Here is a 25447-nt window from a genome sequence, read left to right as displayed (position 1 = left end):
CGAGATAAGAATTATTGCCCTGGAATAGCGAAAGGTGCTGTCGTCGCCATTGACGGCAGCACCTTTCCATTTCTTCCGATAAGGGAAGGGGAATTGGGCTATTTGCCCCAGGACTCGATGAGCCCGGCGTTGGACTGCAGGATCTCGTTGTACTGGTCCTGCATGCCCAGCTGCTGGGCGAAGTTGCCCGCGACGCTCTTGGCCTGCTCGATGAGCGCCTGGCGGTCGGTCTGGACGAAGGGGGCGGCGGGGGCCGGGGCGGGCGCGACGGGCTCGGGGGCGACCTCGGGCTCGGGCTCGGAGGTGCCCGCGCGCAGGTACTGGCCGCACACCGGCCAGGCGCCGGCACCCTGGGTGGCCAGCACGTTCTCGGCGACGCGGACCTGCTCGGCCTTGCTGGCGTTGCTCGCCAGACCGGCGCCGCCATTGGCGGCCCAAGTGCCCTGCGAGAACTGCAGGCCGCCGTAGTAGCCGTTGCCGGTGTTGATCCCCCAGTTACCGCCGCTCTCACACTGGGCGACACCGTCCCAGTCGTGGGTCGGGGCGGCGGAAGCGGTTGCGGTGAAGCCGAACGGGACGGCAACAAGTGCGCCGGTGACTGCGGCCAGGCCGAGGGCGCGGGTGTTGATCTTCCGGTTCTGTTTCATGGTGTTTTCCCTCCCTGCGCGACGCCGGCCCGGCGCGGTTGCTCCGCCGTGTCCCTGTCCCCAGGAGTCGGGGTGCCCGACCGCGGGACAGGGTTTCCGGAGTGCAGCGGTTCGGGTCGGTGCCCATCACAGGTTTGATCCGGGCCGGAACGGACGATAACGAGTAAATCTCGGTAGATCACGTCTTGATAACTCCAGAATTGCATGAAGCGAATAACGCCGAAAACCGCGTTGATGCAGGTTGGCTATGCCGCATATGCCAATCCCGATCGGTCTGTTATCTCCCCGTGATGTGATCCAACTCACGAGCTATTTGTGACCCGAGTCGCGTTTTCAATCAAACTGGACGGCCATACGTGCGAGCAAGCCGTTCAAACGGAAGATTTTCAACCTGATCACTCCGCTTACATCCCTCTCGCTCCGCCCGCCCTGCTGCGCCACCCTCGCCTCACCGCCCGCCGATCACCCCTCTGAACATGCTCTGACCAGCCGATTTGTCACACCTCCTCACTCCTGTGTAATGTTGTTTTCACCGACGCGGGGTGGAGCAGCTCGGTAGCTCGCTGGGCTCATAACCCAGAGGTCGCAGGTTCAAATCCTGTCCCCGCTACTAGCGCCCCAGGTCGGAGGATCGAAAGTCCTCCGGCCTGGGTCTTTTTCATGCCCAGACTGTACGGAAACGTCACGTAATCTCCGCGCTGAGTTCCGCGTCGCCGTGATCGTCTCTCGGCGCCTGGTTCACGGCTTCGGCAACCGCGAAGCGCACCCGCTTGCGGCCCATGTAGCTGTTCTGGGTTATCGAGGTTTCGACGTGTCCGGCGTGGTCGGCCAGTGCCACCGCGGAGATCCCGGCGTCGTCGCCGATGGTGATGAGGGTCTTACACCAGGTGTGGCCGGTGATGTCGAAGTCGAAGTCGAAGCCCAGGGCCTTGCGGACTCGTCGCCATTGGTCGTTGAAGTTGGTCGGGTCCATGATCGTTTCCGCCTTCGACGGGTAGATGAGACCCGTAGGGTTGTCGGGTATCTTCTGCTGCCGTCGAGCCCGCCGGGTCATCAGAGCATCCGGCAACGCGATCTCGCGGTGGATGTTCTTGCTGTTCTCCTCGGTGACCCGGACCATGGCCTGGCCCTTGACCCAGATCACCTTGCCGGTCACCTTGAGGGTCTTCTTCGGATCGACGTCCTCCCAGAGCAGGCCGAACGATTCCGACGCCCGCAGGCCCGTCTCGGCGAAACCCCAGATGACATCGACGATGTCCTGCTTGCGGCAGTATTCACACACCGTGGACAGGCGGTAGCGAGGCTGATGAGGTTTGCCGTCGGTGCCCTGGCGGGTCGGCGGACACGGAAGTGTCGAGGTGGTCCTGCCCCGCAGGACTTCTTTCGCCTCCGCAGCTTCCAGTGAGCGGGCCGGCTTGCGGCCCCGGTGTCCGCGGGCAGTGTTTCCCGGACCGGATTGGCCCGCAGCGCTCCGTAGCGGACCGCCATGCTCATCATTCCCGACAGGGTCGTCCGTACCGACTTCGCCGCCTCCGCCCCACTATCCTTCTCGACACGGCGGATGAAGTCTTCCGTGCGCTGCGTCTGTGCCATTTCGCGCACGCGGACTCCGCCCAGTCCCTTTTTGATGTGCTTGGCGTTGATGCCGTTGCACTGCAAGGTATTCGATGACCGCTTGCGGTCACCGAGATGCTGGCGATAGGACGTCCACAGTTCGGCCATCGTCGTGTCGGGGGTGATTATGGTGCCGCTGGGCGGCACGCGCTCCATCAGATGCCTGATCAGCTCGCGTTCCGCCGCCGCGCCCTTCGGATCCTTCACGCCCGCCGGGGTCCAGCGCCGTGCCTGCCTGGCGATCCCGTCGACATCGCGGACACCGCAGGCCGCCACCCAACGGTTGGCGCCCAAAGAGGTGCGGCTGGGCAGGGACTTTGACACACTTTCCCTACTCGCAGACAGGCTGTGAGTGTTCGTGCGCCAGACGGTAGCCCTCGGATCAGGGCCGGTCGAGGCGATGGTTTTTGGTAGCTCGCTATTGATTCCGGTGTCGCGGCGTGGTCCAGGGCAGCAGGCGGAATGCGCGGTTGCTGTGCTCAGAGTGCCCGAATACTGCCGTTAGAATCACGATGGCTAAGGGCTGTCCCGTAAGTCCTTGAGCGGCAACGGGTATCGTCTCCTCGGTGGCGATCTCGGCGTCCGATCCGGTGATGGTAAAGTTGTTCTCCGGGCTGCGGCCACGTACGTTCGCACGCTTGATCACGACGCTGCGGCGTGAGGGCGCCGACCGGCCGTTGCGAGGCCGGCCCTGGGGGTTGTGTTTCGAGGACCGGGTGCTGCTGGTGGCCACCTACTGGCGTACCAACCTGACGATGCGGCAGCTCGCTGCGGTGTTCGGGGTGTCGAAATCGGCCGCGGCCCGGGGGTGATCGAGGACCTCGGGTCGGCGTTGGCGCTGCGGCCGCGTGCCCGGTTTTCACGGGGTGCGGTGTTGATCGTGGACGGGACCCTGGTCCCGACCCGGGATCACAAGGTGGCCGAGCAGGGTAAGAACTACCGGTACTCGACCAATCACCAGGTCGTGATCGAGGCCGACACCGAACTGGTCGTCGCGCTCGGGAAACCGTTGCCGGGCAACCGCAACGACTGCGGTGCCTGGACCGAGTCCGGTGCCGCTCATGGCTGTCGCAACGCGGTGGTGATCGCTGATGGCGGTTACCAGGGCACCGGTCTGATCATCCCGCACCGCCGCTCGCCGGGTGTCGAGCTGCCGGAATGGAAGCGGGCCCACCTGCAGCGCAACGAAATACAACTGTCGCGCTAGAGGTCGATCCTATGGTGTGCCACAACCTATTGCAAATGATTGTCGTTAATGTTTAGGTTCTCGGCATGGGTTTGACTCGTGCCGGGATACTCGGTCCTGACAATGACACTGGCGATCGCGGTGACCGCCTGTTCGGCCCCGGGAGGAGGTTTCAGGGGCGCAGAGCAGTACGTGGTGATCGACACCGAGGAGCTGGGAAACTTCAGTCCGCTGCTAGGTGAGGGTAAGAACGGGGAGTCGAAGATCTTCGACAGCCTGTACCGGATCGGGGAGGGGGTCGACGACCGGATTCCCGATGTCGTTGCGGTGCTGGCGGCGGCTCCGCCGGAGCCGGTGAGCGGCGATCTGTCGCGGTGGCGAGTGCGCACGCGGACCGGCATCACCTTCTCCGACGGCACTCCATTCGGGCCGAAAGACGTGGTGGCGACCTATAACGCGCTGGTCGATCCGGTCTCCGCCTCACCCATCGCAGCGGAGTACGACTTCCTCCGGCGTGTGGTGGAGACGGGTCCAGACACCGTCGAGTTCGAATTGAAGGGGGCCTACGCGGATTTCGGGCATCGCCTGTTCGTGGCGATCGCGCCTGCGGCAGCGTTCGCGACGCCAGGACCGGCGGGCAAGTCGGAGCTCAATCGAAAGCCGATCGGCACTGGACCCTATGTGCTCGCCGAATCGCGCCCCGATCAGGTGGTTCTCACCGCGCGAGCGGACTATTGGGGTGGTCGGGCGCAGGTGCCGCGCTTCGTGATCCGGCGGAGCGACGACGATAGCGCCCGCGCCGCTCAGCTGCGGGATGGCGCCGACGGGACGGTGCTGCCGCCAGAACTCGCACGGGCCGCCGCCAAGGACGGGTACCGGGTGGTCTCGGCCGTCAGCGACGATTGGCGCGGCATCACCTTGCCGACCGGCAACCCGGTCGCGGGTGATCCGGCGGTGCGCAAGGCTCTCAATGTCGCGGTGGATCGCAAGGCGATGGTCGACCATGTCCTGGGTGGCCACGGTGGTCCGCTTTCGACTCTGATCGGCCCGATCTACGGCCAAATCTACGACGAGTCACAAGATTTCACTGTGGACCGCGCTGAGGCGGGGCGGATTCTGGATGCAGCTGGCTGGCGGGTCGGCTCGGACGGGATTCGCGAACGCGACGGCCGCCGTGCGGCTTTCGACATCGCGTACTATCCGACCGAGGTGCTGCGCCGCGACTTGACCATGGCGGTGGTTACCGACGCCAGACAAGTCGGCCTCGAGATCACGCCGGTGGCGGTGGACAAAAAGAGGATGACCCCGGAGTACTTGGCGCGCACTGCGTTCATGCTCGGCGGCGGCGGACAGCCGTACACCGTCGACAGCCAGCTCTACACCAAGTTCCACTCCCGATTCGCGGTCGCCGGGACAGGTTCCAAGTGGGACAACGCCTCCGACTACGTAAACCCGGTCGTCGACAGCATGCTCGACCAGGCGCGAGCCGAGCCGGACCCGCAGCGGCGCACCGCGCTCTACCGCCAGTTCCAGGCCGAGTATCACCGCGATCCAGGCATGCTCGCCCTGGTCACCATCGATCACCTGTACGTCCTGCGCGACAACGGGTGGAGCGTCACCCCGACCGCGCTGGAGCCGCACACTCACGGCATCGCTTGGGGCCCCTGGTATGGCCTGGCCCGCTGGACCCTCGGATGAGGACGCGAGAAGTCCGCCGGATGATCGTCCGCCGACTCGCTATCTCGCCGATGCTGGCGCTGCTGGTCTCGCTGCTGGTGTTCGCTCTCGCGGCCGCGAGCCCATTCGATCCCCTCGACGCCTACCTCGGTGCGTACGGCGACGGCTTCACCGAGGCGCAGCGTGCCGCTATGAGTGAGCGACTCGGCATGCGCGGCAACTGGTTCAGGGCATGGTTGAGCTGGCTCGGTGACGCCTGGCGCGGTGACCTCGGCGAGTCCCGCACCTACCGGCAACCGGTCGCCGAGGTGCTCGCCGCGCGGCTGCCTTGGAGTCTGTTACTCGGTGCGCTCGGGGGACTGGTCGCCCTGACTCTGGCTGCCGTACTCGGCGCATGGGCTGGGCTGCGCCGAGGCGGGCTTGCCGACCGGGTGATCAGCGCGAGTATGATTGTGCTGCAGACAATTCCGCCGTTCGTTTTGGTTCTGGGCACAGTCTTCCTGTTCGCGGCTACGCTGCGCTGGTTCCCGGCTTCGGGGCTGACCGATCCCGGCGAGCAGATTGCCCCCGCCGCCACCCTGCGTCATCTCACGCTGCCTGCCCTCCTACTCGGCGTGACTCAGTTGCCGTGGCTGGCGCTCGGACTGCGGGAAACCGTGGCCGGTAATCTGGACCGCGACGCCGTGAAAGGCGCACGCGCCCGTGGGCTTCCCCGTCGCGTCGTAGCGCTCGGCCATATCGCACCGGTGTCGGCGGCCCCCTTTCTCGCTCTGTGCGGCGCACGCCTGCCCGAGCTTGTCGTCGGCGCAACCGTGGTCGAAACACTGTTCGGCTGGCCGGGGCTCGGCGCATCCACCGTGGATGCCGCACGTGCACTGGACTTTCCGCTGCTCGCGGTTCTCGCCGTTCTGATCACCGCCGCCGTCGTGCTGGGCAATCTCGCCGCCGACACCGCGGCGGCTCTCCTGGACCCCAGAATGGACGCCGATGGATAGCCACGGAAAGCTGTGGTACACAGGAGTATTGGCGGTGCTGGCGGTGACGGTGCTGTACGCGGTGCTCACGCCGATGCTGCGTCCGTTGGACGATGCGCTGGTCGACTTCGCCGTCCGCAGACAACCGCCGAGCGTGAACTATCCGTTCGGCACCGACAGCGCAGGGCGTGACGTCTTCGTGCGGGTGGCTCAGGGTATGCGGGTGTCGTTGCTGATCGCTGCGGCGACGGCGGTCGGCGCGGCGGTGATCGGACTGCTGGTGGGCGTCACTGCGGGGGCTTTCGGCGGGTGGTGGGATCGGATCGCCATGCGGTTCGTCGACGTGGTGAATTCGCTGCCTTCCCTGCTGCTGACGCTGTTGATCGTGGCCATGTACCGAGGCTCGGTGCTCGCCATCGTGCTGGCGTTGGTGCTGACTCATTGGACCTCGATCGCCCGAGCGGTGCGCGGGGAGGTACTTGCGCGGCGGCACGCCGAGTTCGTCCTGGCGGCCCGCCTGCGGGGGTTGTCGCGCTGGCGGATCGTCCGGCGGCATTTCGTGCCCGCCGCGTTCGGTCAGGCAGTGGTGGGCGTGGTGTTGCTCATCCCGCATGCCGTCTGGCACGAATCGACGCTGTCGTTCCTGGGTGTCGGGCTGCCGCCGCACAAAGCCTCGCTGGGCACCCTGCTGTCGGACGCGCAAGCCTCGATTCTGCTCGGCGATTGGTGGCTGCTGGTATTTCCCGCCGGTCCCCTGATCGTCGTGACCCTGGTCGTCTCGCTGCTCGGTCGCCATCGGCAGCGTAGAACACAAGTGATTCAGGAGATTTCTGCATGACACTGCGACTGTCTGGCGTCACCGTGCGGGTGCCGCTCGGCGCGGCTCGGGTGGTGCACGCGGTCACCGCCGCCGATCTGGAAGTGCCGACCGGCACCGTGCACGGACTCATCGGAGAGAGCGGCTCGGGCAAGTCCATGCTGGGCGCGACGATCACCGGATTACTGCCCGCGGGAGCCGAAGTGCGCGGTTCGGTGACCCTGGAACTGGGCGATCGGACCTGGTCCGCGTGGGAACTGCGGCGCGCTCGTGGTCGCACGGTGGCGCTGGTCCCGCAGTCGGCGATGACCTGGTTCACCCCGGTGCGCAGGCTTGGCCCGCAGCTCGCCGAGGCGATCCGGCACCTCGGCACCGGACATGATCCAGTGGAACTGTTCACTCGGGTCGGTCTGGAAACCGATGTGCTGCAACGCTATCCACTTGAGGTGTCCGGAGGCATGGCCCAGCGTGCGGCGGTGGCCTTCGCGCTGGCGGGGGATCCGGCTCTGATCATCGCCGACGAGCCGACCTCGGCGCTGGACGCGCCCCGAGCCGCGGCGATTTTGGAGCTGCTGAGTGAGTTCGCCCAGGACGGCGGCCGGGTGCTGTTGATCACCCATGACCTGACCGCTCTGCGTGAATCCGGCGTCTGCGCGGATATTTCGGTGATGTACGCGTCCCGGATCGTGGAAACCGGCGACGCGGCACAGGTGCTCACCGCCCCGCTCCATCCGTACACCCGCGACCTGCTCGCCGCATTGCCCGAGAACGGGCTGAACCCCCTGCCCTACCAGACACCCGAATTGGTCAACCTGCCCGATGATTTCACATACGGAGAGCCATGACGGCACGGTCACTCACCGCACACCGCGTCTCGGTCCGGCACGGTCGCCGCACCGTGCTCGAACAGGTGTCGGTGTCGGTCCGCGCGGGCGAGGTGGTCGGACTCACCGGAGCCTCTGGAAGCGGCAAAACAACTTTGGCACAGGTGCTTTCGGGCCTGCTCCAACCGGACACCGGTCGCGTGGACTGCGATGGTCACGAGCTGCGCGGTAAACATTCCGGCCGAATCGCCATGCTGTTCCAATCACCACGCCGATCATGCGACCCGCGCCTGACCCTGCGCGAGTCCATCACCGAATTGGCGCGCGGGCGCATCGAATTCGAGGCGCTGCGGGGCAGGGTCGGACTCACCGCCGACCTGCTCGATCGTTATCCGGCCCAGGTGTCGGACGGTCAGCTGCAGCGCGCCGCCGTCGCCCGCGTACTCGCCGCACGCCCCGACTACCTGCTATGCGACGAGATGACCGCGATGCTCGACCCCGTGACCACCGCCACCGTGGTGCGGGCCGTCACCGTGCTCGCCGCGGAAGGTGTCGGTGTGCTGCTCATCAGCCATGACCTCTCGCTCCTCGCTGTGAGCGCCAATCGCGTTGTGCACCTGTGCAATCCATCGGCAGAACCGCAACGCGGCGGCTCGGCCGCCACCTCGAACCGACACATAGGAGTCTCATGACGAAGCCACTGCACATTCTGACTCGAACCGATCTGGCCGATATCGAGCTGACCCCGGCAGAGGTGATCGAACTGGTGCGGGACGGCTATCTGGCCCTCGCCCGCGGCGGCTCGAGCTGTCCGGTCAAGCTCATGATGCCCATCCCGCGGACCGAGCGCGATGCCGTCGCCTACTCGATGCTGGGTTGCGACGGGTCCCTTGAACAGCTCGGCTTCAAGACCTCCTACCGGCAGGGTGCGGACAGCGCCGAGAAGTACTACACCACCATCAGCCTCTACGACGACACCACCGGATTGCCCTTCGCGCTCATGGACTGCCAGCGCATCGGCGCGGCCCGTACCCCGGCCACCACCGCGATCACCGCAAAACACTGTGCCCGGGAGGGCGCGTCGAGCGCGCTCATGATCGGCACCGGGGTGCAGGGGCAGAACACGCTGCCGTACTTGGCGACCGCGCTCCCGGGCCTGAAACGGCTGCGGTTGTACGGCACGCACCCAGACGGCGTCGCCCACAGCCTGACGGCCATGCGGCGCTGGTTCCCCGGTCGTGAGGTCGAACTGGTCGGCGATGTGGCGGCGGCGGTCTCGGAATCCGACATCGTCGTCGCGGCTTCCGGCCGTGCGGCGCATCCGCCGGTCGAGACCGAATGGCTGCCGCCGGGCGGCCTGCTCATCTCGGTGGCGAGCAAGGGCGTCGCCAGCGGCGCACTGCGCGCCGCCGATTACGCCGTCGCCACCAGCAGCGGCCAAGTGGGCGTCACCGGAACACGATTGGCGGGAACCGACGGCGAACTTATCTTCGACGCCGAGCTGCCCGACATCGTGGCGGGCCGGGTGCCGGGACGGCGCTCGGAGAAAGACCGGGTCTTCGCCTTCTCCAGCGGCATGATCATCACCGACATCCCGGTCGCGCGTGCGGTGGCGGCCGGTCGCGGACAGCAGGTCGAACTGTGGTCTTGAACGCTTCCCCCGCCCTGCCCGCGCTGGAACCGGAATGGCAGCGCCGGCTCCGCTCCGAGGCGGGATTGCTCTTCGACATCCACCATGCGGTGGGCGGCCCGTTCCATCTCCTCTACCCGGACCGATTCGAGGCGAATCTTGCCGCCTTTCAACAGGTTCTGATCAGAAATGACGTGCCCGGCCAGGTTTATTTCGGCAAGAAGGCGAACAAGGCGGGCTGCTGGCTGCCCGTGGTCGCCGATCTGGGGGCTGGGGTCGACGTAGCCAGCGAACCCGAACTCGTCCACGCACTCGCGCACGGAGTGCGCGGACGCGATATCGGAGTGACGGGCGCGGCGAAGACTTCATCGCTGCTGCGGCTGGCGGCGCGGCACGACTGCGTGGTGGCCGTGGACTCCCTCGACGAGCTGTGGCGTGCCGCGGAGATAGCGCGCACCGCAACAAGATTACGCGTACTTCTGCGTGTGCTACCGCCCGACGCGCCACACAGCCGATTCGGTCTGTCGGCAACCGATCTGGAAGCGGCACTGGCCGTATGCGCCCGGGCGCGCACCGAGATCGACCTGCTCGGATTCTCGTTCCATCTCGACGGCTACGCGGTGGAGCCGCGCGCGACCCTCGCTTATGACCTGATCGCGTTGTGTAACAGGACGAAAGCTCTTGGTCTGCCGGTGCGCGCGCTGTCCATCGGAGGCGGCTTCGCCTGCCGTTATGTCGACAACGACAGCTGGACCGAGTTCACCGCGAATCAGACAGGCGAATGGTTTCACGCGGGCAAGCGCTTCGATCGCTTCTATCCCTACGCGCAGGCTCCCGTCGGTGCGGCCATGCTCGAAGACATCCTCACCACGTCGTTCGACGGTGCATCGCTCGCACACCACCTGCGCGACAACGGCATCGCGCTCTTCCTCGAACCGGGCCGCGCTCTGCTGATCGACACGGGCTGCACGGTGTTCCCGGTGCTCGGCAGCAAACGCAACTCCGCACATGTGATCACCACCGTGCACGGCCTCAGCATGAGTGTCTCGGAACAGTGGAAAGGCAGCGAGTTCCTGCCGGATCCGATTCTGGTGCCGTTTGATCCAGAGCCGGCCTCCGAGCCAGTCGGTTCCTGCGTCGGCGGGGCCAGCTGCATGGAGTACGACGTGCTCACTTGGCGCAAAGTGCCGCTGCCGCAACAGCCTCGGCACGGGGACCTGCTGATCTACCCCAATACCGCCGGATACCAGATGGACAAGAACGAGAGCGAATTCCACCAACTGCCGTTGCCGCCGAAGATCGTGCTCACGACCGAGGCCGGCCGCCTGCGTTGGAGGCTGGACCGATGACAGGGCGCATCCCGCGAGAGCGTGAGAACGTGGTCTACCGGGCCTCGGACCTCATCGGTTCGACGCCGCTGCTGGAACTCGTTCGTACCGGTACCGGCACCCGGCTGCTTCTGAAACTTGAACAATTCAACCCGACTGGTTCGTCCAAGGTGCGCATGGCCCGAGAAATGGTGCTGCAGGCCGAACGCAGCGGCGAACTGCGGCCTGGCGGTCACATCGTCGAGCCCACCTCCGGCAATACCGGCGCCGGCCTGGCGCTTATTGCCCTCGAACGCGGCTACACCTTCACCGCCGTGGTCGACGACCACGCTGCGGCCGACAAGCTGCGAGTCATGCGCGCCATGGGGGCCCATCTGTTCCGGGTGGAGAACGGTGGCGCAGTCCCCAGCACGGTGGAACGACGCCGCATCGCGGCCGAGATCGCCGCGAAGGTCGGCGCGTATCGGCCCGACCAGCACAACAATCCGCACAACAACACCGGATACAAGGGCCTCGCGAGTGAGCTGCTCGTCGACCTCAACGCCGATCTCGACTATCTCGTCGGTGCGGTGGGCACCGGCGGCTCACTCTGCGGCACCACTGCTGAACTGCGCAGGCTCGGCTCGTCGGTGCGTGCTATCGGCGTCGAGCCGGTGGGATCGATCATTTTCGGTGGACCCGGCGGCGGATACTGGCAGACCGGGTCCGGCAGCCCGCCCGGATTCCCCGTGGGGTCGAACGTGGACTACGACGCGATCGACGAAGGCTGCCGGGTAGGCGACATCGACGCATTCGCCACCGCGCGCGTGGTCGCCCGCCGGACCGGACTGCTGGTCGGCGGAACCGCCGGCGCGGCGATTCACCTGGCGCTGCGGCGGTTGGTGCACGTGCCTGCGGCCAGCACAGTCGTCGTGCTGGTCTGCGACGCCGGGGAGAAGTACCTCGACACCGTGTACGACGACGACTGGCTGCTGGAACGCGATCTGTACGACGAGGCGGCCACACAGCGCGTCCTGCGGATGCTGCGCGCCTATGACGAATCGGTGCGACTGGCCGAGTGCGGCGTGTGCGCGGCTGAACAGACGGGAACCTGAAGAGCACATGACAATTCGCTGGAATCACTACCGCTCGATCATCGCCGTCGGCGCACCGCTGGCAGGGCTGCAGCTCGCCCAGGTCGCCCTGACCACTGTCGATCTGGCGATGATGGGCGGTCTCGGCCTCGCCGCGGTGGCGGCAGGCGGTCTCGCTCTGCTGTTGTACAACCAAGTGCGCACGATGTGCGTAGGGATGGTCACCGGTGTCGGCAATATGATCGCGGCGGCCGCCGGCGGCAGCGAAACGCGCACGCGCACTGTGGAACTCGATGATCAGGCGCGGGCCGAGATCAGCGGTCTGCTCCGTGCGGGCCTTGGTGTGGCCACGCTGACCGCGGCACTGGGATCCTCGATCCTCATCGCACTCGGCTTCGCACTGCGCTGGTTCGGTCAGGAACCAGTGGTCCTGGAGTTGATCAGGCCGATTCTGTGGGCGCTCGCACCCGGGCTCATGCCCATGCTGTGGCTCAACGTCCTGCGCCAATTTGCGGTCGGTATGCGCCGCGCGGGTTCCCTGCTTCGGGTGACGCTGGCGTCCATAGCGGTGAATGCCTTTCTCAATGCCCTGTTCGTCTTCGGCTGGCTAGGCATCCCCACCCTGGGTCTCGCTGGGATCGGCCTGTCCACCACCCTCGTTCAGGTGTGGACCTGCGCCACCTATCTGCGCACCGTCCGACGCGACCCGACGCTGGGCGGCGTCCTGACATTGAAAGCCTGGCGGGCCGACCGCAATACGATGCGAGCTATCGTTCGCATGGGCGCCCCGATATCGTTCACCTACGGCGCGGAGGCGGCGATCACCTCCGTCGCCACCATTCTCATGGGCGGCTTCGGAGTGGTGGCGCTGGCGGCGAGCAATATCGTCAATCAACTCGCCTACATCGTCTACCAGGTCAACATCGGCCTGTCTCAAGGCTCCTCGATCCTGGTCAGCCGTGCCGTCGGCAAGGATGAAATTCATCGAGTAGCCGATATAGCCCGCCGCACAGTCACACTCGGTGCTGCCTTCATGACAGCGGTCGGTCTGCTTTACATCCTGTTCCCTACCCTGGTGCTGACTCCCTTCCTCGGCGACCACCGCAACAACCCCGAGGTGATCGCCGCGGCTTCCGCACTGCTGTGTTTCGCTATAGCCCAGCAATACTGCAAAGGCAGTCAGAATCTCTGCGTCGGCCTCCTGCGGGGCTTGGGGAACACCAAGGCCGGTATGCACAGCACCCTCGCCGGCTACTTCGTCGTAGGCATCCCCTCGATGGTCCTGTTCGCCCACGGTCTCGACCTGCGCGGCCCTGGCATCTGGCTCGGCCTGTGTATGGGCTTCGCTACCACGACCGTGCTGGTCTGGCGCAGCTTCCGCCAAGAAATCCGCAAGACCTCAGGTGATCATGAAATGCCAACCGGCGCTCGCGCCGGCGGCCACGCCAGGTGAGTCGGCGCCGTTTCGCCCCTCGGCGAACCCGATCTGGTGACCACGGCGGTCAGGACCCTGGCCGGTCCTCACCCATTTCGAACGCGGCCGACTCCAATGAAAGTCACTGAGATCACCTCAGTGTTCGCCCGGAATTCATGCGGCAGGCGTCATTCGTTGTTTCAGGAGGTAATCCAGCGATAATCTCGTAGATGGCTGAATATACAGTAGTAGGAAAGTCGTGCAGTAGACCACGGCGTATGCGCCGCCGTGCTTCTCAACCGGTGTTACACCCTCGGGCAGGTGGGTGAACAGGTATGCATAGGCCATCATGCCAGCGCCGAGAAAGGCCGATATGCGAGTGAAAAGTCCCAGGGTCAACAGAATTCCGAGAATCAGCTCTGGCGGGCCGGCCCACCAGTACGGCCAGCTCAAGAAGCGTTCCGGATGTCCAGATCCAGCCGGAGAGCCCGACCACCATCCGAAGAGTTTTTGTGTGCCCTCCAGCGTGAAGATGATTCCGCTTGCGACCCGGCAGAGCGTTGTGAACACCTCTGCGGTAAATTTGTTCGGATTTTGAATTGTATTCCAGATGGATGTATGAGTCATGCTGTCACCGTAACGAAGTCTGGCGTTTGGAAGGGTCTGCCCCCCTTGGCCCGCGGATGTCCACCACCGCATGTCGGAATCTTTCCTTGGCTATTTTCGTGTTCAATCACTGCAATCGCCGGCGTGTTTTCTGGTAATGCTGTGAATTACTCCAGTGTTCTTTTCGTGAGGGAAATCAACGCCACAATTCCGAGTGTCGTCATCACGAAACTGATGGCGAGTCGCCAGATCCCCAATGGCATCACCGATACGTTGAAGTCGTAGAGAATGTGCGCTAATATGAATGGCCAAATATGTCTGATTCTGGAATAGGCAAACCATGCAATCGAACACCAGACCACGGCAAGAGCCACTGCCGCCGGGCCATAATATAGATGGAACGGTAGCCTCAGCGTCGTAAGTACGGTCAGTTGAATCCACCACGGCAGGCGTAATCGAGTCATTATGGCCATTGGCAGTGCGAGCAATATCAGTTCTTCGACCACGCCCGCCCGAACGGACCGTTCGACGGCTCGAGCGACGGTAGGATCCGACGAACCGGTGGTCCATTCCGGGAAGAGCATCATTGCTTGCAGCCCGAGCCACATCGCAAGATAGGCGACGCCGACGCTTTGCAGGTAGCCAGTCGCTGGAGGCCGCTCAGTGTGTAAGCCGAGCTCCGCTCCGCTGAGACCCAGCCATCGATGTGCAGACCACAGCACCACTGCGGTAGCAACGAAAGAAGCTCGCCCTGTCCAAAGATATAAATCGGCAGCCGATTTCGGCCAGTCGGGCGGCTGCCGGGTCAGCAAGACGATGATCGCGACGACGGTCGGCATCCCGAAGGTCAGTATGTACGCCGCAGTCTGCAAAGACCATGCGCGTATGTGCCAGTTCGTGGTTCGCGATAGCATCGAAGTTCTCACCCACTCGGTCCGCTGGCTTATTATGATCTGCTGCGAGCGCCGGCCGGGATCGCGGCAGGTAGCCACGAACTGGTCCATCCCAGGTTTCCTATGGGGCCGACGTCCTTATTCCTTTGCCTGCATCGGCGCTGTCACATCGTGCGCGGCGGTGGCAGGCGGCTCGGTCTCACTATCCCACAATTGAGCGTGCCTGTCTTGGATGCGGCGCTCGCCGGATATCGAGACTGAAAACGGCAAGGTGACCGCAGCTTTTCTGTCCGGAGCGTCCCGACTACCACGGTCCCGTTGATCACAAGCTGCCGGCGGATCCAGACCAGGGCAGTGGCCGTACCGTCGGATAATTCGCGACCTGATCCCCGTTGGCTTTGCGGAGAGACGCGGTGACACGGATCTTATCAGTGCCGCTACCGAACTTTCTGGGGAGGGCGCCTGAAGTGGAAACGGTAATGGTCGTCGTATGCGTCTGGGAATCGCAGACGGCGCGGGTCGTTCCAGCACCCTGGACCGGCATCCATTTTTTGGGATTCGAACTGTTCCGGCCGCGCTGTGTCTGATCGGATAGCCTCCGCTGCGTCTGTCCGTTGACGGATACGGTGACCTGGGTGATCGCGCTGTCAGCGGTGCACGCGTAGGTTACCGGTACGCGCACCCATTTGCTTAGCGCGCTGCGTGGTGCATGGCTCGCATCGATGGCGTTCACGGATGCCGCGGTTGCGAACCCGGGCGCAACCAGACTTGCCAGCGTGACGGCACCAGCCACAGCAACTCCACGGCATAGAGCATCTCGGCGTTTCATATTTCATCCATTCGTTTGCTTCCGTTGCGGACGACCGGCTTTCCGCGGTAGTGACCGGGAACGCCGAGTCGCGGTATGTCGTCGTCAATGCCTGCCGTCAGACTCGGCACCGAGTAGAACATCCCGTAACCGGGTCAACTGTACGGTAAGTATGGAAACTGGTGTTGCATTTGTGAGACAAATCTCGATCCCGAAAGTGAATGCAAGCGTCTTGCATCGGAGAATAATCTCCGCCTGAAGTGCAGAAATATATGCGTGACCGTATCGTCGGGTCGCCTGGGGTTCTGTGACTCGCTATTTTCTGGCCCAGAACTCTATGTATTATGTTTCATATGTGATACGAATCCAGCTCGGGGCGGAGAGGGCTACGCCAGTTGACGAAGGAGAACGGTGCGCCTCGCTCGGAAGTCCGGTCTTGAATAGCTGATCCGCTGCGCAGATTGCCCAGTCCGGATCGGTGCTTCGGCCTCGACGTAGGCGCGGAAGGGGCCAGGTGCCGCTTCCTTACGCAGACGAGCGGCGCGGAAGTCGCTAACAGTTCGCCCAGCGACTCGAGCTGCCAGGTTCCATCGGTCGCTGAAGGTTGACGATGGCGGGTCGGGGGCGTGTCGCAAGCAGGGGGCGTTAGCGCTGCTGCAAACCGCCGCGGTCAACTCCCGGATCTATAGTGACCAGGGTGCCGACCAGCCCTGCGTCGCATAGCCCCGATCCTTTGCCTCACAGCCGCTTGCAGGACGGCGCGTCTACGCGCCAAGGCTCGCCACCGCAGGGCTGAGTCGCGTTCGAGATTACTCCGGTGTCGGATTCCCTGGTCGCGCGCGAAAAACAAACGCATACTCGACTCGCGCATGTTTCAGCCGCGCAGGGTGGGATGGCCTTTCCGATGCGCCGCTCACGGTCTCGGCCTTCTTCATGCTCTCGATCGCGTGCATGTGTTCGCGCTCCCGGCTACGGGTGAATTTCATCGCAGGCCGCACGCGCGACCGGGTCCGCGTCAGGGCGGCGGCGAAGCCGCGGGCTCGACGACGATGGGCGGCGCGGTGTCGAGTTCGACTTCCACCTCGATCGCCTCGCCGATCTCGACATCCGCGGCCTGGCGGTCGGCGTGACCGAGGCCGATCGGGTGGCAACCGCACACAAGGGCGACTCGGTTCTTCCAGCAGTGCCCGTTGATCGTGACTGTCAACGGCGGCCGGGCGCCCAGCGCTTCGACCACCTCGGACTGGACCTCCGGACCCCGCATGGGCTCGGGCGCCTCGGCCGTGGTCCGAAACTGCGTAGCCGTTCTCCTGTCCCGAAGTCGGGTCACCACGGATCGATCTTCCAGTGTAGGGGCTGATCGGAACGCCCTGGTAACTGCAGGTAATGACAAGTTACGACCATGATCAACCTGAACAGGCCGACGTCAATTGTGTTGCATAACTCGACCGTAATGATGTACTTTCGGAACGGGCACGTAATGTCGATGGTTCGCGGACGGTGGGACGATCCGCGAACGACCGACGGGCCTGGCCGTGGTAACGACGCTGGACTCACGGCTCATGCCACGGTTTGAGCACAGTGAAGGATTCGGGCGTTCTTTCATCCGCATCGCTTGCCACCCGTGGTGATCCGATCCGGGTGGACGCGGCCATGGACATTGCACTGTGGAAAGGAATGATCAATGGGAGGCAGGAGACGAAACGGGCACCGGCCCGCCGATCGTCGGCGATCGCCGGTAGTCGACCCGTAACGGTGACACCGCTGTAAGCCGCGGCTCCCGCGCGCCTGCTGACGCGGACGTGTCGCCGGGTATCGGGATGCGTCGCGATGCGCTCTGGGCGACACCATGCTCTCGGGTCTCCGCTGGCCGTCGACGCTGAGGACTGGGACGAGTCTGTTTCCTCCGAGGTCTGGGGTGTGTCGGCGATCCCGATATGGCAGACCGACCGCGTTGCGCGAGAGATCGGTCCGCGGGCGATCGGTTCGATGCTGGAGCGAAAGGCGGCCTCGGGGGCGTGTGCGGCAGCTCCGTTGCAAGTATTTTCGTGAGATGTCGACAATTTATTTGGTAATATCCGATTCGTCGTGGAACGGTCGAAGCGCTCAAATGGAGTGCGCTTCGGAGCCAGATGTGACAATCGGATATTTCGTGCTTTCACGTGAATTGTAACTTCGGCTTATTGATTTACGACTGCTCAACAATCTCAGCTTTTCTTAAGCTTATTGCCAGCTTTTAGCTAGGCGGCAACGACTAATGTTGTTGGCGCCGGACGGAACCGGCAACATTCGGAAGAATGAATACACAGAAATGAGGTTCGTTGTGATCCCTGTGATTTTCAACACCGGTAGCGCCGCGTTGAGTGGTATTTTGAATACCCTTTTCACGGGGTCGTTCGGACGCTGATGTAGGGCGGCCTGTGCTGAGGACGTCCTGGAGTGTTCCCTTCTCCAGGACGTCCCTTCGGCGAGGATCGTTTTGGAATCCTGATTCGGACGGGATTCGATCGATCGCCATGCTTCAATCCTGATTATGATGCGAACTCTTTACTACGGCTAGCCGACCTGGCGTCCGATAGGAGACGGCGGTGCATTCGCATCGGTGTATTGCCGCGGCATTCTCCTCTCGGCGCGAATGCCAAACGGTAGATGTTCGCTCGACAAACTGCTTCGTTAGCGAAGGCAAGTGTCATGCCCTGGGATTGTGCCCACGGATCGGTCGAAGGGCAACGCATGACGAAGTGATGCCCCCAGGACCTGCGCTTCGCAAGTCTCTGGGAAACTATGAAGCGTGACCCAGCGCATTGAACGTTTTCTGGAATGGCGTAACAGTGTCGCCGGCAGTGGCAGCGAGCGAACGATCGCCGCTCGGAGGGGTATCGGCGACAGCCGCGTCGGGCGGCATCTGCGAGAGAGTTATCCGCCGATCGCCGAGACCGTCATCGATTCTTCCTGGGTATATGGGGTGAATCGGGTCGACGGCTTGGAAGCGGTTGGGCTCATCGAGGAAGGCGAGGCTCTCCGTGCCGTGGCGAGCTCACGGTTGAGATCGGCGATACAGCTGCAACTAGTGGATGAGTTGACACGGCGAGAAAAGGAGCGACTGCACGACGCCCTGGGCGCCATCGTCGAACCCGCACAAGATGCCGGGGAAAAACAGCGTCGGCGCCGCCAGCTTGACAACACCACTGCGGTGCGGAAGGACTACTGACGTGAGCCTCGGCGTGGCCATCGAAGCTTGCTGTTTCGCCATTGCGGCCATCATGGTGACAGTGCGGCTGACCATGTGGAGGAGCGCCCCGGAATCACGGCCGTTCACCATGGCGCTGACGTCGTTGATGCTCGGCTCCGGGCTCCGCCACCCCGTGATGTTGAGCAGCCCTTGGCTGGATTCGCGCACCGCCGGCGGGGTTCACCTATGCAACTTCACCGATCTCCTGGGCGATCTGCTCGTAGCAACCGCAGCTGGCTATCTCGGAATTCTGGTTGCGCGCGCCTGGGGAGCCGAAGAAGTCGGTCCATGGATCGTCCGCGGCGTCGTGGCGGCAGCAATCCTCATGGTGAGCCTGTGGTCCATTTCCGACGCGCCCACAACGGCGGCCAAATACGTCGGTGATCTCGGTGGACCTGCTGTAGTGTATTCTTACGTCGCTGCCATCATCGCTTTGACCGCTCATCTCGCCATCCTCGCGACCGTAATGATCGTTCGGGTGCCGAACAAGATTCGTTTAGCCCTGCTTCCACTCGGACTGGCGGCGCTGCTGGGTGTTGCAAAGAACATCTTGCGTCTCGCTGCCAACATCGGAATGCTGACCGATATTCGTGATACATTGAGCTGGCCGATGTCACTCGCGATGATCACCCTATACTCGCTGTCGGGACTGGTCGGGTTCATGTTGACCGCGCCGCATCGGAGACGATGACGACCCCGGTGTTCCCTGCGCGCGCTGCCTATGGATGAACGGGTGGATTCTATCCCATTCAAGAAAGGACACAATGATCATAGTAAATAAACATCGAGACTCTGTCCGGCGCCGAGCCGTTATGATCGGCGTGTTTGTGGCCGTGCTCGCTGTTCCATATTCTTTTGCTTGCACTATTTGTTTCATGGTGAGGGCTGCGGTGGCAACCAGCCTCCAAGCGCTCGTCATCCTCCATTCGGGCGGTGCGCCGGAGCCGGGGTGCACGAGCGCCGTGAGGTCGCGGAGAATTTTGCCTTTCCGCAGGTGAGCTGACGTGAGCGGCGTTTGATGGACTGGGCAGAACTTGCGCCGGGACGATCCGGCCGCGCGGCGGTGCCGACGGATCAGTTGCGCGAGGAAATGGAGGGTCCGGCGTGGCAACGGCAGCGCGGAACGGCGAAACAACACGGAATTCCCTGGTTGAATATAGATCTCAGCAATCTCACTTCACCAGGGGCTTCGTCCATCCGCTGGGAGGTGCACCGCGTCAAACATCAACTGCTGCAACGTCATCCATGGCGGATGAAAAGTCTGATGGATTCCGCCGAGGGTTGCGGAGCGCTGGAACTTTCGGTCCAATCCCCAAGAAGGCTGGTTTCTCAATATGATTCCTCTTTCGCGGTCCAATATTGGAGCTGTGCTGGCCACCATGCTCTTGTCGCTTACGCTTTCCGGATGCGGCCAGTCGAAAACGCCCGAACAGTGATCCCCGGTCTCGGGCGGCGAAGATGCCACGGCGTTGAAAGCCTTCTACCGGCAGGAGCCCACGTGGGTGCCCTGTGAGGATGGGAAGCAATGCGCCAAGGTCGAGGTGCAGCTCGAATACGCGGATCCGGACGGGCGGCGTATCGAGTTGGCGTTGCTGAAATCGCCGGCGACAGACTCGACCCGCCGGATCGGCTCGTTGCTGGTCAATCCGGGTGGGCCGGGCGATTCGGGCGTCAGGTTCGCGGTCGATCCAAGTTGGGCCACCCCTGAAGTGCGGGCGCGATACGATATCGTCGGGTTCGATCCGCGTGGTGTCGGAAGCAGCAGTCCGATCGTGTGCATGGATTCTTCGCAGGTGGACCATCTCGACGCTGAGCAAAGAGCCGCCGAGGCGGCAGGAGACCGAAGTCGTCTTCTACAATTGGCGAGGGATTATTCCGACTCCTGCAGATCCACCTTTGCCTGGCTGCTGCCACATATAGGAACAGAGAACGTCGCTGCGGACCTGGATATCCTGCGGGCGGTCCTCAAAGACGACAAATTGCACTTCTATGGGCACTCCTATGGAACCCTGATAGGCCAGTACTACGCGGAGAGATTTCCGGACAAAGTCGGCAGGATGGTTCTGGACTCGCTCATGGACGCATCCCTTTCTCAGGGCGAGTTCATGATTGGAGTGGCCGAGTCGCTCGATACGGTCTTCGAGAATTTCGTAAAGCGTTGCCTTGCCGAAACATGTCCGCTCGGCGACGATGCGGGCGCGGTGCGCGATAAGGTCGTGGACATGATCGGCCGTGCCACGGCCGCACCGCTTTCTGTCGAGGGGTAGCCCGATCGGCCGGTGAACGGCTCCGACATCCGCAGTTTTCTTGTTGCCGTGATGTACGTGCCTCCGGAAACTTGGCCGGTCTACGTCGGAGAATTGGCCGCCGCCATGGGCGGTGACGCCACTGGAATCCGCGCTCTAGTGGATGGGATTTACGGGTACGACCCAATAAATGGGCATCGCGGCAATTTGAACCACGTATTCGCGAATACAGCAGTCGTGTGCATGTGGGTTACACCCGATCAGCGATCGCAAAGTGAAATGGACAAGGTTGTCGCCGAGGCCACCGAAAAATCCAGCATTTTCGGCCCTCTCGACTCATATCGACCCTGTGCGACATGGCCGACTCAGGCGACGGTCGCACCGCACCCCATCCACTATTCCGGGGATTCTCAGATCTTGCTCCTTAACAACACAATCGACCCGGTCACTCCTCTCGTCAATGCGCAGAACGCGGCTCGCCAACTGCGTAACGGGGCACTTATCGCCCGAGAAGCGATCGGTCACGGCACCCTGGAAGAGCATTCATGTGCTGCGCCGGTCTTCGAGCGCTACCTTCTGACCGGACAAGCTTCGGATATGTCTTGTCGAGATGAATCTTGATCGGAGACGCGCGATCGGCGGCACTCGAGCCGGTGTCGTCGCCGTTTGGCGGGAAGCCCGCCGACCACGTCCGCTTCGTCCGGCTCATCCCTTGAGGTACATCTTTTGTATATTCACTTCGCGCCGTTGTGCTGATGCAACGCAATCTCGCAGCAAATATTCTCATTGGCATGAATCAACTCACACGGAAATACGCGATTACCGGCACGGCGTTGGTTGCCTTCTCCATCGCCGGGCTGAGTGCCCCGGCCGCCGCAATGGAGCCTCCCTCATACTCAGTGGGTGCGTCCACATGCTTCTCCGTCGGGTTCGGGTCCGCGACTCTCAGAACCGATCCCTGTCGCGACATCGACCGCATCAGCGCTTGGCGGGCCGACAAGCGCTACTGGTCGGGCGATGTCGTCCGGCACGACTGGGGGGTCTTCAAGGCCAAGCTCGCAAACCGCGGTAAGGAGCCCAAGAAGTTCGGTGACTTCTACTGGGAACGGCTCTCGATACCGTTAACTTAAGACCGTGTCTCATGTTGTTGTGATTCGTTTGCCGCGTGTCGGATTCGGTTGCGCGCCATAATGTCCGGCGGTGGCCGATGAGCTGTCGCGCCGTTTGGTGCCTGATGAGTTGTGGGAGCTGGCCGAGCCGTTGTTGCCGAAGTTCGCCCCGCGCAAGCAGGGTGGCGGTTCCGCGCCGACCGATCAGTGGGCGGTGTTCACCGCCGTGGTGTACGTGCTGACCAGCGGTTGTGCGTGGAGGATGCTGCCGTCGTCGTTCGGGGTCACCGTGCCGACCGAGCATCGGCGGTTCACGGTGTGGACCAAGGTCGGCCTGTGGCGGCGTCTGCACCGGGCCGTGCTCGACGAGTTGGGGCAGTCAAGGCTTGAGCGACTGGTCTCGGGCGGTGATCGATGCGGCGAGCGTGAGGGCGAAAAGAGGGGGGCGATCTGACCGGGCCGAGTCCGGTCGATCGCGGCAAATCCGGCTCCAAGATTTATGTCCTGTCCGATCGCGCGGGAATCCCTGTGTCGGTGGGGATTTCGGCGGCCAATACCAATGACGCCGACGCCCTACGCCCGCTGGTGAAAGCGATCCCGGCGGTGCGGTCGCGCCGAGGTCCGCGGCGACACAGACCGGCGAAACTGCACGCGGACAAGGCATACGACATCGCCGAGCTGCGGCGAGGGGTGCGTGACCGCGACATCGCTGTCCGGATCGCATGCGAGGGCGTCGAGTCCAGCGACCGTTTGGGCCGATACCGCTGGGTCATCGAGCGCACCTTGTGCGCCGCGAAGCGGCGTGTCGTATCCCCGGTTCAGCCGGGAGGGACTTGGAGGGAGGTTCTTGGGTCGAATGGCTGACCTGACGCCGAAAGGCTAACGGGACAACAGCATGCCAGAGAATCCGGTGGCCGGGCCCAGTGGTCGGGGACGGGGTGCCGGAGGGGCCCGCGTGATAAGGCGAAAGCTGGATTGCCTGAACCGTAATCTCCAGTCGATGCAAGTTCCCATCCACCGGAAACGACCGCTGAAACCGGTGCCGCGCCCTGCGTCGGAATCGAAGGTTGGCCGACGCAACCTCCGGGGTGCGGGGCGATGTCCAGCGAGGGCATTCAAGGAGATGAGTGGGGCGCCTACGTCACGCTGTCACGTACGGCACGCACGAATCGCGGGATCGCCTACCGGACGCGAGTCCCAGGGCGACGGAGGCCTCGTAGTAGTCGCCGGAGTCACGCCCGGCCAGGGAGGGCGGGAAAGCCGTCCGCAGGGCGAAGGGGGCCAGGTGAATTGGACACTCGATGCTCGGGAGGTATGCGAAATGCAGAGCGCCGCAACGGTGCTGGGTGTCCTGCGTGAACGCGGCAAGCGGAATCTGCCGTTGACAGAGCTGTATCGGCAACTGTTCAACCCGCAGTTGTATCTACTGGCCTACGGGCGCATCTACTCCAACAAGGGGGCGATGACGGCCGGGGTCACGCCGGAAACCGTGGACGGCATGTCCCGGGCGAAGATCGACCGCATCATCGATGCGATGCGCCACGAGCGCTACAGGTTCCGCCCGGTCCGGCGAGTGCACATCCCGAAGAAGAACACCGGCAAGACCCGCCCGTTGGGGCTGCCGACCTGGAGCGACAAGCTCGTCGGTGAGGTGGTGCGCCTGCTGCTGGAGGCCTATTACGAACCGACGTTCTCCGATCGCTCCCACGGGTTCCGTCCAGGACGCGGCTGTCACACCGCGTTGCGGGAGATCTCCAACACCTGGACCGGGACCGCGTGGTTCATCGAGGGTGACATCGCCGACTGTTTCGGCTCGCTCGATCACCAACGTCTGATCGAGATCCTGTCCGAACGCGTCCACGACAACCGTTTCCTGCGGCTGGTGCGCAACATGCTCACGGCCGGATACCTCGAGGACTGGAAATGGGGTGCCACCCTCTCGGGTGCTCCTCAGGGTGGGGTCGCGTCCCCGATCTTGTCCTCGATCTATCTGCACAAACTCGATCAGTTCGTCGAGAAGACTTTGATCCCGGAATACACCCGAGGGGACCGCAGGGCGCGTAACCCTGCCTACCTGGACTTGCAGAATCAGCTGGCCAAGGCGCGTCGGCGCGGTGATCGGGTCCAGGCCCGGATATGGCGGCGGCGCATGGTCAGCTTGCCCAGCGCTGATCCGGATGATCCGGGATATCGGCGGTTGCGCTACTGCAGGTACGCAGATGATCATCTGCTCGGGTTCGCCGGACCCAAGGCCGAAGCCCAGGACATCAAACCGCGGTTGGCGCAGTTCCTGCGTGATGATCTCAAACTGGAACTGTCCCAAGAGAAAACGCTGATCACCCACGCCCGCACAGGCGCGGCCCGGTTCCTTGGCTACGAGATCACCGTCCAGCACAACGACACGAAGAAGACCGGCCGTTACCGAAGGGTCAACGGACAGGTCGCGCTTCGTGTCCCGCAGGCGGTGATCAAGGCCAAGTCCATGCCCTACCTGCACCGCGGCAAACCCGCGAAGCAGAAGCCCCTGATCCACGGCAGCGACTACAGCATCGTCGCCACGTTCGGGGCCTTCTACCGGGGCATCGTCCAGTATTACCTGCTCGCCGGGGACGTTCACCGGTTGCATCGGCTGCGCTGGGTCATGGAGACCTCGATGCTCAAGACCCTGGCAGCCAAGCATCGCTCGTCGGCGTCGAAGATGGCCACCAAGCACAAGGCCAAGATCGCGACGCCGCATGGGCCGCGCACCTGTTTCGAAGCGCGGATCGAACGACCCGGCCGCCAGCCACTGGTCGCACGGTTCGGCGGGCAACCGCTCCGGAGGCAGAGAACGGCGAAAGTCATTGATTCACAGCCGATCCGGGTGGACTACCCGCACAAGGAGATCCTCACCAGGCTCCTGGCGGACACCTGCGAACTCTGCGGAACAACGGGCAGCGTCGAGGTCCATCACATCCGCAAACTCGCAGAACTCGGAATACCCGGACCGCTTATGCCCCAATGGATTACCGCCATGAGCAACCGGCGGCGCAAGACTCTCGTGGTCTGCGCTGCCTGCCACGGCCACATCCACGACGGGCACCCGGCCGCATCACTGACGCAATAATTCACTGGAGAGCCGGATGATCAGTAAACTATCAAGTCCGGTTCGGTGGGAGGCCGAGTGGAAAAGGACCAGCACACCGCTGGAACCTCGCCGCTCGGCCGACCCTACGTCCTGGCTGACCGGCTACCACCGGCTCAACATCCGCTACGACCGAAAAGCCACTCACTACCTGGCCTTTCTCACTCTGGCCGCAGTGCTCACCGGCTACAAGAAACTGGCGAGGTCGAGATCGAAATCGACCACGTGAGACACGGTCTAATACT

The 25447-nt window shown here is 63.5% G+C and carries 21 protein-coding genes, 1 tRNA gene and 2 pseudogenes; 18 read left to right on the top strand and 6 right to left on the bottom strand.

Going from position 1 to position 25447, the window contains the following annotated elements; genetic code table 11:
- Nucleotides 1-98: 98 nt before the first annotated feature.
- The gene (locus NS2_RS27505; protein ID WP_033090257.1) at nt 99-647 is read right to left on the bottom strand and encodes a transglycosylase family protein; all 549 of its coding nucleotides are present in this window, start codon (nt 645-647) and stop codon (nt 99-101) included.
- Between the two features lie 536 nt (nt 648-1183).
- On the opposite strand from NS2_RS27505, the gene NS2_RS27500 reads away from it, so the two are divergent.
- A tRNA-Met gene (locus NS2_RS27500) sits at nt 1184-1257 on the top strand.
- A gap of 72 nt (nt 1258-1329) precedes the next feature.
- Here the strand turns inward: NS2_RS27500 and NS2_RS27495 are convergent.
- Entirely contained in the window at nt 1330-1929 is a 600-nt protein-coding gene (locus NS2_RS27495) for a site-specific integrase (protein ID WP_186817615.1), read from the bottom strand.
- Nucleotides 1930-2854: 925 nt separating this feature from the next.
- On the opposite strand from NS2_RS27495, the pseudogene NS2_RS37925 reads away from it, so the two are divergent.
- The 10 genes and pseudogenes from NS2_RS37925 to NS2_RS27450 all read left to right on the top strand — a co-directional run.
- Nucleotides 2855-3435: pseudogene (locus NS2_RS37925) on the top strand (transposase family protein); the annotation flags it as partial.
- 135 nt (nt 3436-3570) lie between these two features.
- Complete coding sequence (locus NS2_RS27485; protein ID WP_045439136.1) at nt 3571-5145, top strand: ABC transporter substrate-binding protein; 1575 nt, start codon at nt 3571-3573, stop codon at nt 5143-5145.
- A gap of 50 nt (nt 5146-5195) precedes the next feature.
- Nucleotides 5196-6119, top strand: a complete 924-nt coding sequence (locus NS2_RS27480; RefSeq protein WP_230464164.1) for an ABC transporter permease — start codon at nt 5196-5198, stop codon at nt 6117-6119.
- A complete protein-coding gene (locus tag NS2_RS27475) occupies nt 6112-6936 on the top strand; it encodes an ABC transporter permease (protein ID WP_045439131.1) in 825 nt (274 codons plus the stop codon). Before NS2_RS27480 ends, NS2_RS27475 begins: the two co-directional genes overlap by 8 nt.
- The gene (locus NS2_RS27470; RefSeq protein ID WP_033090261.1) at nt 6933-7760 is read left to right on the top strand and encodes an ATP-binding cassette domain-containing protein; all 828 of its coding nucleotides are present in this window, start codon (nt 6933-6935) and stop codon (nt 7758-7760) included. Before NS2_RS27475 ends, NS2_RS27470 begins: the two co-directional genes overlap by 4 nt.
- Nucleotides 7757-8431, top strand: coding sequence for an ABC transporter ATP-binding protein (locus NS2_RS27465; protein ID WP_147207334.1), 675 nt, complete (start codon nt 7757-7759; stop codon nt 8429-8431). Before NS2_RS27470 ends, NS2_RS27465 begins: the two co-directional genes overlap by 4 nt.
- Nucleotides 8428-9390, top strand: coding sequence for an ornithine cyclodeaminase (locus NS2_RS37920; RefSeq protein WP_033090262.1), 963 nt, complete (start codon nt 8428-8430; stop codon nt 9388-9390). Before NS2_RS27465 ends, NS2_RS37920 begins: the two co-directional genes overlap by 4 nt.
- Nucleotides 9381-10718 carry an alanine racemase gene (locus NS2_RS27460; protein WP_033090263.1) on the top strand — a complete coding sequence of 446 codons (1338 nt, stop codon included), beginning with the start codon at nt 9381-9383 and terminating at the stop codon, nt 10716-10718. Before NS2_RS37920 ends, NS2_RS27460 begins: the two co-directional genes overlap by 10 nt.
- Complete coding sequence (locus NS2_RS27455; protein ID WP_045439127.1) at nt 10715-11791, top strand: PLP-dependent cysteine synthase family protein; 1077 nt, start codon at nt 10715-10717, stop codon at nt 11789-11791. Before NS2_RS27460 ends, NS2_RS27455 begins: the two co-directional genes overlap by 4 nt.
- 7 nt (nt 11792-11798) lie before the next feature.
- Nucleotides 11799-13223: an MATE family efflux transporter gene (locus NS2_RS27450; protein ID WP_052086885.1), complete on the top strand. Its 1425-nt coding sequence runs from the start codon at nt 11799-11801 to the stop codon at nt 13221-13223.
- Between the two features lie 135 nt (nt 13224-13358).
- On the opposite strand, the gene NS2_RS27445 is transcribed toward NS2_RS27450, so the two are convergent.
- The 4 genes from NS2_RS27445 to NS2_RS36935 all read right to left on the bottom strand — a co-directional run bounded on the left by NS2_RS27445 (nt 13359) and on the right by NS2_RS36935 (nt 16728).
- Nucleotides 13359-13754, bottom strand: a complete 396-nt coding sequence (locus NS2_RS27445) for a DoxX family protein (RefSeq protein ID WP_071812109.1) — start codon at nt 13752-13754, stop codon at nt 13359-13361.
- Between the two features lie 203 nt (nt 13755-13957).
- A complete protein-coding gene (locus tag NS2_RS27440) occupies nt 13958-14629 on the bottom strand; it encodes a CPBP family glutamic-type intramembrane protease (protein WP_143161440.1) in 672 nt (223 codons plus the stop codon).
- 376 nt (nt 14630-15005) lie between these two features.
- Entirely contained in the window at nt 15006-15476 is a 471-nt protein-coding gene (locus tag NS2_RS36940) for a hypothetical protein (RefSeq protein ID WP_143837560.1), read from the bottom strand.
- 1030 nt (nt 15477-16506) lie between these two features.
- A complete protein-coding gene (locus tag NS2_RS36935; RefSeq protein ID WP_197707861.1) occupies nt 16507-16728 on the bottom strand; it encodes a DUF1905 domain-containing protein in 222 nt (73 codons plus the stop codon).
- Between the two features lie 1554 nt (nt 16729-18282).
- Between NS2_RS36935 and NS2_RS27430 the strand changes: the two genes are divergently transcribed.
- The 7 genes and pseudogenes from NS2_RS27430 to NS2_RS27400 all read left to right on the top strand — a co-directional run bounded on the left by NS2_RS27430 (nt 18283) and on the right by NS2_RS27400 (nt 25184).
- Entirely contained in the window at nt 18283-18702 is a 420-nt protein-coding gene (locus NS2_RS27430) for a hypothetical protein (RefSeq protein WP_147207333.1), read from the top strand.
- 1 nt (nt 18703) lies between these two features.
- Nucleotides 18704-19414, top strand: coding sequence for a hypothetical protein (locus NS2_RS27425; RefSeq protein WP_147207332.1), 711 nt, complete (start codon nt 18704-18706; stop codon nt 19412-19414).
- A gap of 778 nt (nt 19415-20192) precedes the next feature.
- Complete coding sequence (locus NS2_RS27420) at nt 20193-20990, top strand: alpha/beta fold hydrolase (protein ID WP_147207331.1); 798 nt, start codon at nt 20193-20195, stop codon at nt 20988-20990.
- Nucleotides 20991-21002: 12 nt separating this feature from the next.
- Nucleotides 21003-21590 (top strand): alpha/beta hydrolase, encoded by a 588-nt coding sequence (locus NS2_RS27415; RefSeq protein ID WP_081986232.1) that lies wholly within the window; start codon nt 21003-21005, stop codon nt 21588-21590.
- Between the two features lie 134 nt (nt 21591-21724).
- A complete protein-coding gene (locus NS2_RS27410) occupies nt 21725-22099 on the top strand; it encodes a hypothetical protein (RefSeq protein WP_143837562.1) in 375 nt (124 codons plus the stop codon).
- 70 nt (nt 22100-22169) lie between these two features.
- A pseudogene (locus NS2_RS27405) lies at nt 22170-22942 on the top strand (IS5 family transposase).
- 553 nt (nt 22943-23495) lie between these two features.
- The gene (locus tag NS2_RS27400; protein ID WP_033090274.1) at nt 23496-25184 is read left to right on the top strand and encodes a reverse transcriptase/maturase family protein; all 1689 of its coding nucleotides are present in this window, start codon (nt 23496-23498) and stop codon (nt 25182-25184) included.
- Nucleotides 25185-25447 lie beyond the last annotated feature (263 nt).

The organism is Nocardia seriolae NBRC 15557, from assembly GCF_007990715.1.
Lineage (GTDB): Bacteria > Actinomycetota > Actinomycetes > Mycobacteriales > Mycobacteriaceae > Nocardia > Nocardia seriolae.
Note: the sequence above shows the minus strand (reverse complement) of the source record. Positions and strands in the feature narration are given on the sequence as shown.